8 protein-coding genes are annotated in these 12,923 nt (G+C 33.3%); 4 read left to right on the top strand and 4 right to left on the bottom strand.

Features of this window, described 5'->3' with window-relative positions; translation table 11 throughout:
• Window positions 1-10: 10 nt before the first annotated feature.
• The 4 genes from AC4FRF_RS04815 to AC4FRF_RS04830 all read left to right on the top strand — a co-directional run bounded on the left by AC4FRF_RS04815 (window position 11) and on the right by AC4FRF_RS04830 (window position 5,986).
• Entirely contained in the window at window positions 11-1,765 is a 1,755-nt protein-coding gene (locus AC4FRF_RS04815; protein ID WP_491158347.1) for a RagB/SusD family nutrient uptake outer membrane protein, read from the top strand.
• Between the two features lie 53 nt (window positions 1,766-1,818).
• Window positions 1,819-2,919, top strand: coding sequence for a DUF5627 domain-containing protein (locus AC4FRF_RS04820; RefSeq protein WP_491158348.1), 1,101 nt, complete (start codon window positions 1,819-1,821; stop codon window positions 2,917-2,919).
• Between the two features lie 26 nt (window positions 2,920-2,945).
• Window positions 2,946-4,613, top strand: coding sequence for an endo-1,4-beta-xylanase (locus AC4FRF_RS04825; RefSeq protein ID WP_491158349.1), 1,668 nt, complete (start codon window positions 2,946-2,948; stop codon window positions 4,611-4,613).
• 128 nt (window positions 4,614-4,741) lie between these two features.
• Window positions 4,742-5,986, top strand: coding sequence for a cellulase family glycosylhydrolase (locus AC4FRF_RS04830; RefSeq protein WP_491158350.1), 1,245 nt, complete (start codon window positions 4,742-4,744; stop codon window positions 5,984-5,986).
• 387 nt (window positions 5,987-6,373) lie between these two features.
• Here the strand turns inward: AC4FRF_RS04830 and AC4FRF_RS04835 are convergent, their stop codons facing one another.
• From AC4FRF_RS04835 to AC4FRF_RS04850, 4 genes are read right to left on the bottom strand one after another with little or no spacing between them, the layout of a single operon-like run.
• Window positions 6,374-7,402: a glycoside hydrolase family 43 protein gene (locus AC4FRF_RS04835; RefSeq protein WP_491158351.1), complete on the bottom strand. Its 1,029-nt coding sequence runs from the start codon at window positions 7,400-7,402 to the stop codon at window positions 6,374-6,376.
• A gap of 30 nt (window positions 7,403-7,432) precedes the next feature.
• A complete protein-coding gene (locus tag AC4FRF_RS04840; protein WP_491158352.1) occupies window positions 7,433-8,866 on the bottom strand; it encodes an MFS transporter in 1,434 nt (477 codons plus the stop codon).
• Window positions 8,867-8,870: 4 nt separating this feature from the next.
• Window positions 8,871-10,001 carry an endo-1,4-beta-xylanase gene (locus AC4FRF_RS04845; protein WP_491158353.1) on the bottom strand — a complete coding sequence of 377 codons (1,131 nt, stop codon included), beginning with the start codon at window positions 9,999-10,001 and terminating at the stop codon, window positions 8,871-8,873.
• 9 nt (window positions 10,002-10,010) lie between these two features.
• Entirely contained in the window at window positions 10,011-12,917 is a 2,907-nt protein-coding gene (locus tag AC4FRF_RS04850) for a glycosyl hydrolase 115 family protein (protein WP_491158354.1), read from the bottom strand.
• Window positions 12,918-12,923 lie beyond the last annotated feature (6 nt).

Genomic DNA, 12,923 nt, shown 5'->3' on the forward strand with positions numbered 1-12,923 from the left:
ATAAAATGATATGAATAAAAAAATTCTAATAGTATTATCAGTCATCTTTATGTGTATTAGCTGTGATGATCTTATAGAACCAGCAATAGAAAATAATAGAGGACTAAGTGACATGTATGCAGAAGCTGAATATGCACAAGGAATACTTCTTAATGCATATACTAGGCTTCCTAGTAATGGATGGTCATTTAATGATGTAGCAACAGATGATGCTGTATCTAATGATGTAACTAATAATTATCGTAAAGCTGCTACAGGTCAATGGGCGGCAAATTTTAATCCATTAGACCAGTGGACAAATTCTAAAGCTGCCATTCAATATATCAATATTTTTCTTGCAGAAGCTGATAAAGTAACTTGGGCAAAAGATGAAAATGTTAGTAAATTGTTTGCGAAGAGATTAAAAGGGGAAGCCTATGGATTGCGTGCTTTGTATATGTATTACTTATTACAAGCTCATGCAGGTGTTACGGAATCTAATGAATTATTAGGGGTACCTATTTTAGTAGAACCTGAAGTACCAACTTCTAATTTTAATATACCACGTAATACTTTTCAACAATGTATGAATCAGTTATACAGTGACGTAGCAAAAGCAAAAGAAATGCTTCCTTTAGATTTTGAAGAAGCTAGTAGTTTACCACCAGGTTATGATAATTTAAATGATTATAATCGAGTTTTTGGAGATTATGCAAGACAGAGAATGAGTGGAAGAATTGTAATGTTTGTAAAAGCACAAGCAGCTTTATTAGCAGCTAGCCCTGCATTTAGTATTGGCGGTAATACATCTACTTGGAGTGATGCAGCAAATTATGCAGGAGATTTATTAGTTCTTAATGGTGGCTTATCTGGTATAGACCCTAATGGTTTGACTTGGTATAGTAATGCCACAGAATTAAAGGATTTAGGATCAGGTATTAATCCTAAAGAAGTATTATGGAGAACAGATATTTCAGATAGTCATAACTTAGAAACAGACAATTTTCCACCAACACTTTATGGTAATGGACGTGTAAATCCTACACAAAATTTAGTAGATGCATTCCCTGCAGCTAACGGATATCCTATTACAAATGCATTAAGTAATTATGATCCTTTAATGCCTTATACAAATCGTGATCCTCGATTAAAAACTTTTATTTTAGTTAATCAAGGAACAGCAGGAGTGAGTTCAACTGTTATTACAACTGCAAGTAATGGTACAACTAATGATGCACTTAATAAAGTAGCAACATCAACCCGTACAGGTTATTACTTGAGAAAGCTATTAAGACAAGATGTGAATTTAAATCCTCAGTCAACAACTAATCAAAGGCATTATAGACCACGTATGCGTTATACAGAATTGTACCTTATTTATGCAGAAGCAGCTAATGAAGCTTGGGGACCTCAAGCTACTGGAAGCTATGGTTTTTCAGCATATGACGTGATTAAAGCCATAAGAAAACGAGCTGGTATTACTCAACCTGATAATTACTTAGAGTCTATTAAGAATGACAAAGATGCTATGCGTGATTTAATTAGAAATGAACGTCGATTAGAATTGTGTTTTGAAGGATATCGTTTTTGGGATTTACGCAGATGGAAATTAAATTTAGGAGATGCTGCTCAAGGAATGAATATTCAAGGAACTACTGCTGCTCCTACATATACAAAGATTCCTTCCGTTGAAGATAGGGTTTTTGCTGATTATATGTACTATGGTCCAATACCTTATAGTGAAACACTTAAGTTTAATGCTTTGATACAAAACAAAGGTTGGTAAGGTTTATAGAGCCTATATGTAATGCTATTTATTTTTAATAAAATTTCAAAAAAATGAAAAACAAGATATTTTTAATGTTTACGGTTTTATTTATCAGCTTAACATCTTGTACCAATCAAGATATGGAGTATGATAATTTTGATTACCAGTCAGTTTATTTTGCTTATCAATTTCCTGTTAGAACAATTACGCTGGGAGAAGATGTTTTTGATACATCTTTAGATAATGAGCATAAATGTACAATCATGGCTACTTTGGGAGGCGTTTACAGTAATAATAAAAATGTTACTATAGATGTTGAAACGGCTAATGCGCTAACTACAGGATTGTTATTTAAACAAGGCGGTGATGATATTGTTCCAATGCCAAGTAATTATTATTCCTTATTGTCCGATAAGATTGTGATTTCGAAAGGGCAAATTACAGGAGGAGTTGATGTTCAATTGACAGACGCTTTTTTTGCAGATCCTCTTGCCATTAAGAATACCTATGTAATTGCTCTTAAAATGACTAATGTTATGAATGCGGATACTATTTTGTCAGGTAAAGCATTAGTTGCAAATCCAAATAGAGTCATTGCTGGAGATTGGTCTGTTGCTCCAAAAGATTTTATATTTTATGCTATAAAGTATGTTAATCCTTGGGACGGTTTTTATTTGCGAAGAGGAACCGATATGATTACCAAAGATAATAATATCGTTACTGAGGAGCGTAAGAAACAATATGTAGAAAATGATGAAGTGGTTAAATTAAGTACATCATCGCTTTCAAAAATAGTATATCCTATTAATAATTATAAAACTAAATATGGAATAAACTTAAATTTTAAAGTTGATGTTACAGTTGATCAAAATCAAAAATGTACAGTTAAGGAAAGAGAAACTTCTTATCAACTAAATGATTCTACAAGTGTGTATAATATTTCAGCCTCTGGAACAGGATCTTTTGTAAAAGACGGAGAAAAAAATAGTTGGGGAAATAAAGATAGGGATGCAATGTATTTAGATTACACAGTTAACTATAAAATTAAAACTAGTTTTCCAAAAAAAGGATTAGCTGACGATATTGAAGACATTAAGTATGTAACTAAAGACATATTGGTATTGAGAGATAGAGGTGTTAAGGCGGAAACATTTAGCCCTGTCCTTAAGTAATTTATCAATTATTAAAATTAAACGATATGAAAAAAATATATAGAATTGTACCATTTGTAGCGTTTTTAATAACGTTAGCCTCCTGTACAGAATCACATCTGCTCTCTTACGATGTGGAAAAGCCTATAAGTATTGCTAATCAGGAGCAAATAGATGCCTATTCGGATTTAAAAACTTATCTGGATAGAGATGCGAATCCTGATTTTAAATTAGGTGCTGGAATTTCTTTATCTGATTATACCAGTAAAAGTTTGATGTATAGATTGGTAAATAGAAATTTTGATGAGATTACTTTGGGCTATCAAATGAAACATGGTGCAGTAGTTCAATCTGATGGAACTCTTAATCTTGATAATGTCAATGATTTATTGAAAGCAGCACAAGAAGCTAATGTATCCGTTTTTGGACATACCCTTTGTTGGCATGCCAATCAAAATGCAACTTATTTAAATAAATTGATTGCTCCTATAACTATATCTGGTGGTACAGAACCTATTGAGGAGGGGTATGCATTGAAGATGACGTCTAACCGAGATGCTACTACAGCAATATGGCAAAGACAAACAGCAATTGATATTTCAGGTGTTGAGAACAATACCGAATATATTCTAAAATTTGCAGCTAAGACTACCATAGCAGGTACTTTGGGTGTTGATTTACAAGCCACTTCTGACTACAGTGGTGATAGTTTTGGTACTGTTGCTTTAACAACTCAATATAAAGAGTATGAGCTTAAATTAACAACAACCAAGGTACGTAATCGTTTAATTTTAAATTTAGGACTATTAGATGGAGTAGTTTTCGTCGATAATGTATCGTTGCAAAAAAAAGGAAGTGATAATTATATCATTCCTGTAAATGATTTCGAAAATGGTCTTGGTGGCTTTTTTGGATGGGATGCTTCTACTCGTGTAAAATCTGCAGATGGTGAAGGCTTTGGAGGTTTTGGAGGAATGACAATTATAAAAACTCCTGAAGAAAAAACAGCTATAATAGGTGAAGCACTGGATCATTGGATAACAGGGATGGTCACTAATTGTGCTCCTTATGTAAAAGCCTGGGATGTTGTGAATGAACCAATGGATGATGCAAATCCTTATGAATTAAAAACGGGTGTAGGCAAGACCAATATGGCAGGAGATGAATTTTACTGGCAAGATTATTTAGGTAAAGATTATGCGGTAGAAGCATTCAGACTTGCCAGACTACATGGTAATGCAACCGATAAATTATTTATAAATGATTATAATTTAGAGTATAATATTGACAAATGTAAAGGACTTATTCAATATGTTAATTATATAGAAAGTAAAGGTCAAGTAGTTGATGGTATAGGGACTCAGATGCATATTAACATCTATTCGGATAAAGATAAAATTGAAGAAATGTTCCAATTACTGGCTAATACGGGTAAACTTATAAAAGTTTCAGAACTAGATGTAGCAGCAGGAGTTAAGGGAACTGATCTTACAGAAAATGAATTAGAATTGCAAGCCGATATGTACAAGTTTGTTGTGGATATGTATAAAAAATATGTTCCTGTAAATCAGCGATACGGAATTACGGTTTGGGGATTAACAGATAGTAAGGATGATGCCTCTTGGTTACCAGGTAAACATCAAGGATTATGGGATGTTAATTTTACTCGAAAGCCTTCTTATAGTAGTTTTGTCGAAGGTCTTAAATCGTTATAATAAATAATATAGTTGATAATACTTTCAATTATTTAAAATCAATCTTAAATATCAAGTTTGAGTTTTCCCTTTGGTCGTATTTATTTTTAACTACGTCCAAAGGGTTTTTAATTTTAAAATTAATCCAAATGAAATTATATAAAATTTTGAGTATCCAATTTGCTTTTTTACTCTTTTTTTCTTGTTCAAAAGACGATACTCCTAAAACATCAAGTCCTAAAGATGATACACCTCCGGCTGAAGAAACAATCAGCTGGCCATTAAGTACACCTAAATTAAAAGTAGTTGGCAAATATCTGAAAGATCCTTGTGGCAATATTGTTAAGTTACATGGTGTAGCTATGACACCAAGCCCTTGGTTTAATGGAGGTGCTGTAGGGGAGTGGCGTTGGAATAATTATGACGTAGCAGGATGTTTGACTTACAACAAAGCGGTAATGAATAAATTATCGGATGCAAAACAAGGATGGTATCTTAATTATGTACGCTTGCATATAGATCCTTATTGGACAAATAATCCAGGTGTTTCAGGCATTCAGGAAAATGATATATCCCAGTTTAATTTTGAAAGATTTAAGTCGGCTATTGATAATGTTATTCTACCGCTTATTACTTATGCAAAATCCAAGGGAATGTACATTATTTTAAGACCTCCGGGGGTATGCCCTGAAGAGATTGCTGTTGGAGATGCTTATCACGATTATTTAAAATTAGTTTGGGATTATATATCGAAACATTCTTCTTTAAAAAATGCTGATAATGTTATGTTTGAATTAGCAAATGAACCTATAAGAGTTAAACTTCCTGATAATTCGGTAGGAGCAAATACTCAGGCACATTTTGACCAATTAAAATTATTTTTTCAGCCCATTGTTAATATGATTAGGGCTAATGGAGCCAATAATATTCTTTGGATTCCAGGTTCAGGGTGGCAATCGCAATATAAGGGCTATGCTGTGAATCCTATTGAAGGAGAAAATATTGGTTATGCTGTACATATTTATCCAGGTTATTGGGGGAGAGATAACAATGATCCTGCAGTATTTAGGGCCAACTGGAATGAAAATATTAAACCTGTAGCTGACATCGCACCTATAGCCGTTACAGAAATCGATTGGGGACCAGATAAATATGCTGTATGGGGTAAAGGAGGAGTTACCGGTACAGCGGGTAGTTGGGGGTTTGGTGCTAATTTTAAAGCTATTACTGATGAATCCGGCAATGTAAGTTGGAATGTTTTATCTCCTGAAAATCTTATTGACAAAGGATCTATAACTGGTGGAGTTGCTTATGATAATGATCCACAGGCATGCGCAAATCCAGTTTATAAATGGTTTAAAGACTATGCTAAAACAATGAAATTGTGTAACTAAAAAAGCAATTATTTAGAAAACAAAAAGCTGCTTGATGTTTGTCTTAAAAAAAATGTAAGAAACTATAAAATGAGTAGCTGACACATCAGCTTTACAGAAAGTTAAAATTTAAATAAGAAACCAATCAACCAAAATAATCCTTTGAAAAGCTATCCTAAATTTTTGGATAGCTTTTTTTATGCCAAGTGTTTACGAGAGGATTATAATGAAATTTTGATATAGGTATTTACGTAAATTTTACTTTAATATAGAATGAATTAAAATTTTAAGATTAATATCAAAATTAAGCAAAAAAAAACAGTAGTATACCCAGAGTTACTACTGTTTAAAAAGCGTAATATATTTTTATCTATCTACTGAAATATTTTCGGAATCATTTATTAGTATTCAATCGATATTTTTTTCATAGGGATTAATAGTTTTTATGCTTCCGTCTTCATTATAAGTAATCTCAGTAACTTTAATAGATCTTAAATGTGTTATCCCTTCAGATAGAGAGGAGTCATGATAGAATAAATACCATTTTCCGTTTACTTCGCAAATAGAATGGTGGGTTGTCCATCCAATAACAGGTTCTAAAATAATTCCCTGATAGGTAAATGGTCCATAAGGACTGTCGCCCGTTGCATAACAAATATAATGAGTATCTCCTGTAGAATAGGAAAAATAATATTTTCCATTGTATTTATGAAGCCATGGTCCTTCAAAAAAACGACAATTATGATCTCCAGCTAAGAGTACATTACCTTCTTGGTCTAAAATTTTAATCTCTTTTGGAGTTTCTGCAAATTCTTTCATATCATCTGAAAGCATCGCTACAATAGGTCCTAAAGCGACTTCTTTTGCTGTTGGTTCTTCATTTTCTTCCGCAAAAATATTGTTTCGATATTTTTGCAACTGTCCTCCCCAAATTCCTCCAAAATACATATAATATTTTCCGTCCTCATCTTCAAAAACGGCTGGGTCAATACTATAACTTCCTTTGATGGCTTCTTTTTCAGGAACAAAAGGACCTGTTGGAGAATCACTAACGGCAACACCTATTTGGAAAATACCATTGGCACGTTTGGCAGGAAAATACAGGTAGTATTTTCCGTTTTTATGAGCTGCATCAGGAGCCCACATTTGGCGTTCAGCCCATGGAACATCTTTTACATGCAATGCTACTCCGTTATCCTTTGCTTCGGAATTGATATTATCCATGGAGAAGACATGATAATCTTCCATTCCAAAATGATCACCATTGTCATTGAAAGGTATTCCGGCATCAATATCATGAGAAGGATAAATATAAATTTTTCCATCAAATACATGTGCGGAAGGATCTGCTGTATATATGTGAGATACTAGTGGTTTTGATATAGATTTTTGTATTAATTCTTTAAAATCTATATGTTCTATACTTTCTTCAGGCATATTCTTGTTTTTAGTATTTGTATAATGTAATTATGATCTTCTTTGTTTTAAATCAGATTCTATTTGAACCTCCATTTTTTTGTTAATCTCGTAGAAAAACAATAAACCAACTCCAATTAGGAAAGGTGTTGCTGGAAAAATGCTTACTAATAATTTAATTCCATCTATAGCAGTTTCAGGTTGTTGTAATGAATTTGGCACATAATTAAAAAGGCCCAATAGGGAAGTGGTCAAAGCACCACCAATACTTAATCCAGCTTTTAACCCAACCATCATAGCCGAAAAGATGATAGCTGTTGCACGACGGTTGTTTTTCCATTCAGAATAATCAGCAACATCAGCAATCATAGCCCATAAAATAGGAATGGTGATGCCATAGAAGAAACCATGGAAAATTTGAGAGAAAAACATCAAAGAAACCGATTGCGGAGAATAAAAATAAAAAGCGATAATAAACAGTGTTGAAATGAATAAGAAAAGACCAAAAATGTCTCGTTTCCCATATTTGTCTGCTAATTTTTTAGACAACGTAATCCCCACAATCATGAAAATAATACCACCAGCATTAAACAAACCAAATCCAGCAGAAGTAGGATCATCACCAAAGTGATTTAAACCTACAGATGATAGAAAATCTAATATTGGTTTGATAAATAAAGCCAATTCTTCTTTATCAACATAATTTTCAAAATAATACACATAAGAACCTCCTTTTAAGGCCAAGGTAACAAACACTAAAGTAGTTAGCGTTAGCATAATTAACCAAGGTTTGTTTTTAACTAAATCACCTAAATCTTCTTTAACACTTGATTTTTGCTCTGGTTTAGGAACAATTCGTTCTTTGGTAGTGAAAAAGGTTATCAATAGCATTATAGTACCCACAATAGCCAGAATTGTCATTACTTTTTCAATACCAATGGCTTTGTCTCCATTTCCGGCACTCTTGATAATTCCTAACATAAATACCTGCACAAAAAATTGAGCAAACATTACAGCAACAAACCGGTACGAGGATAAACTATTTCTCTCCGCCATATCTCCGGTAATTACTCCGCTCAAAGCAGAATAAGGGAGGTTGTTAGCGGCATAAAGCAATAGCAAAAAGGAATAGGTTATTACTGCATAAATTACTTTTCCTTCATAGGAGAAATTTGGAGTACTAAAAGCTAGTAAGGCAACGATTCCTAAAGGAACTGAAGTCCATAAAATCCACGGACGGAATTTCCCCCATTTACTAGTGGTTCTATCCGCAATTGCACCAATAATTGGGTTGAAAATAAAAGCAGCAATTAATCCTACCACTAACATTATTATGGACGAATGCGTAGGCGATAATCCGTAAATGTCAGTGTAAAAATAGGCTAGGTAGGTCATTAAGGTTTGAAAAACCAAATTGGCGGCAAGGTCTCCTAAGCTGTATCCAATTTTTTCTTGAATAGATAATTTTTGTGAAGTCGTTTTCATGGAGTTAGTTATTTGCTTTTTGCTTTAAATTTAAAACTTGATAATATGCTTTCTTTGGTTGGAATTTGGTATCAAATAATAAAGGATAATCCGTTCTTCCTCTAATAGGGAAACCATTTAACCAAGACTGCGTATCATTAACTCCCCAGAAGGTAACTCTACTTATTTTGTCTTTGTGTTTCAGGAATAGTTTAAAGATATCTTCATAACGCTGCGCAAGTTTAACTTGCATGGAATCAGGTAATGATTTTGGATACGGATTCATCTTTTCATTATTTTCAAATCGTTGACTCACTTCAGCCCCTTGCAATCCATAAGGACTTGGTAATACAGATACATCAAGTTCAGTAATAGCTACTTTTACACCTAAACTGGAATACGCAAGAATACTTTTTTCTATTTCCTGAATTGTAGGTCTATCAAGATGCCAGTGTCCCTGCATGCCAATACCGTCAATTTTAACTCCTTTTTCCTGTATTTTTTTTACCATTCTGATTACTCCTTCTCTTTTTGCGGGATTTGTCATGCTGTAATCATTATAATAAAGATCCACTTTAGGGTCAGCTGCTGCCGCAAGTTGGAATGCTTTAGTTATAAAATCTTCTCCAAGTGTTTTTAAAAAAACCGATTTTCTTAAACTTCCATCATCGTTGACTGCTTCATTAACAACATCCCATGAATTAATTTGACCTTTGTATTTTTTTACAATGGTAGTAATGTGGTTTTCGAATGCGGCATTCATTTCCGCACTATCTTTTATTTCAGAAAACCATTTCGGTAATTGGCTATGCCAAATTAAAGTATGCCCGTGAATAAACATATTGTGTTTTTTTCCGAAAGCCACATATTTATCTGTTGTTTCAAAATCAAATTTATCTTTTTGCGGATGCACAAACATTGATTTCATGATGTTTTCAGCAGTAATAGCATTAAACTCATTCGAAATTAATTGAGTTGTTTTGGAATCTTTCTCCTCAATTTGATTCACATTTAGTGCCGTTCCTATATAAAAATCACCATTATAGGCGTTTTTAAGCGAAGTATTTACAGCAGATTGGTTGTTAATTTTATTATTGCAGCTACTTAAAGCAAATACTGCTGAGAAGAATAATAAAAAAGGTTTGGTTGGTTTCATATTTAAAATTTAATATTTTGAATTATTTTTTATGTTCAAACTTTGAGGTGGTCCTAAATAGCTTTGTTTTAAATTACTTTCTTCTGTTTCTATAATGATTTTTTGAAGTACTAAACCTTCGTCAATTCTAAAATAATTTAGAATATGATTGCCTTCTTGTATATCAAATTCGGTGGTAATTACTTTTATGTTATCCGAAACATTCTTATCCCAAAATTTAGGGACTTTTCCGTTATAATCAAAAATATTAGGCTCTGATGCATAATTTATTTGACTTGGTTTTTCGTTGTCAAAAGATAATCCATAGTAAAATCCTTCCCTGATAGAATAGTTTATGGTTGGAGAAAAATAGAGGTGTACTTTAACTTTACCAGCTTTTTGAAAATTTACATCATAGGAAAGTTTAGGCGAATTTTCAGTCAATGCTACGCGTCCTTTTTGGATAGGTAAGGATATAACTCCTGCGGTACTTTTTCCTAAATTTTCTACCACTTCCCATTTGAAATCTTCTGGTTCTAATTTGTTTGAGAAATTTTCTGCATTAATAACAATATACCCATCATTGGCTACAAAACCTTTAATTCCTTGTTTACTACGATTATTCGTTGTCATTTTTACTGGGATTTTTTCTCCAGCTCCTGAAATTATGATTTCTGATGTTTGAACACCCTTAGGTGCTTTTTCCCAATTTATAGTTATTGCTATGCGTTCTTGTTGGTCAATTGTCCCTTTTGTTTTAGAAATCTGTATCCAATTAGATTTTGTACTGATAGTATAATTAAAAGGTTTTGAACTTCGATTAAAAATATCAACGTAGGAAATACTGTTGGAAAACGCATTAAATTCCGGCAAAACAGCAACTTCGGAGGAGTAAGGCCACCATTGTGTACTGCCTTCAATAGCAATTCCAATTTCCGCTTTTTCCGGAATTGTAATTGTTTTGGTTTCTGGTATAATGTTAGTTCTTGGTTCTTGCCAATTGGTGTAGCCTATATGAGTTTGAGACATCATATGATTCCATTTACCATTAGCCATTGTTTTATTGTAATAGTTAGAAAGTTCAGCATCTTTGTCAAACAATGTTTTTACTTTTTCAGCATATTGATTAGTAGCGGACCTTCCCTGGCTGGCATACCAATTATTTTTTGCTGCTGTGACATACAATTCATTTAAATTAGCACTTGCCAAGACAGGATACAATACTAATTGATAAAAAGCATCTTTATATTCAGGATTGAGTTTCGCGTTTATTTCTTGTGCTTTTTGAACCAATTCGTTGTAGCTTGCCACTACGTTTTCGGCTTCTTTATAATTCACTAAACTATAGGTTGAAGCATTCAATAATTCAGGTTTTCTATTTGAATTGTATTTGGTGTACATTTTCAAAATAGTTGCAATGTCTTTTGCATTTTGTTCTCCAAAATTTGCTGAAGCCCATTGGATATAATAGTCTTGTAAATTTGTGGCATTCCAATATTCTGGATTCCAAGCATAATCCAAGAAGAATTCGATAGGGAATTCAACAGGTTTGATATCGCCTACATTTACAATCCAAACTTTGTTTGCGCCATGTTCATAAGCGAGATGCATTTGTTCCCAAGTACGTCCAATTTGGTTGGTGTTAATCCATTTGTAATTTCTAGGACCACCTACGTAATCAAAGTGGTAATAGATTCCAAAACCTCCTTGACGCGGCTTTGCATTCAATTCAGGTAATTTTCTTAAATTTCCCCAGTTATCATCGCAAAGTAATAGGGTTACATCGTCAGGGACTTGCATTCCTTTGTCATAGTATTCCTGAACTTCTTTGTATAATGCCCAAATTTGAGGGGTTTTATCCGCAGGTTTTTGGGTTACGTTACTTATGATTTCGCGTTGTGTTTTTACAATATTTTCTAAAAGTTCAATGGCTGTACCTTCGGTCATAGGTTCATCTCCATCGCCGCGCATACCAATGGTAACCAGTGTTTCTTTAGTACCCATTCGTTGCATTCCATCTGTCCAGAATTTCTTTAAACCTTCAGGATTTTTATTAAAATCCCATTCGCCATTAACAGCTTTATTCCATTCCCCATGCGCTTTGGCTAATGGTTCGTGATGCGAAGTTCCCATGACAATACCATATTCGTCAGCTAAAATTCCGTTTTGAGGATCATCAGCATAAAATTTTTCATTCCACATGGCTGGCCATAAATAATTCCCTTTCAGTCTTAGGATTAATTCAAAAACTTTATCGTAGAATTTTGCATTGAATTTTCCATAATTTTCACGAACCCAACCGGTAAGTGCAGGAGCTTCGTCATTGATAAAAATGCCTCGGTATTTTACTTTTGGTTCTCCCAAAGTATGAATCCCTGGTAAAACATGTAATTCCGATTGTTTTTTTACAGGAACATCAGCCCAAAAATACCAGGGAGAAACGCCAATTTGATTTGATAAATCATACATGCCGTATATGGTTCCTCTTTTGTCTGAACCTGCTATTACTAAAGCTCGTTTTATGTTTTTTGTTGGGTTTTCTACAATTTGAGTGCTGAATTTCTCCCATTTGCCAGTTAGTCCAGCGGCATTTATTTTTCCATCTTTCACTAATTGGTCAATGATTGCACTATGTCCTAATGTACCAATGATAATGACATTTTCTGTTTTCGGATTATTATCTAATCTTTTAGCATGTAAATCAGTTACATTATAAAGATCATTTTCTAAATGTCCCGCAACACGTAAAACACCCGCAAAATCATTATCACTTACTAAGATTGAGGCAATTTCACCTTTGCTTACAATAGGAAAACTTCCTGTTGTAATAGAATTAGTTACATATTTATTAGGATTGATTGCATAGTTGTTCTGAACAGTGAAAATCAATACTGTCAATAAAGTATAAAAGCTATATTTTTTGATTATGTTGTTCATTCTATT

The organism is Flavobacterium sp. ST-158 (assembly GCF_058309975.1).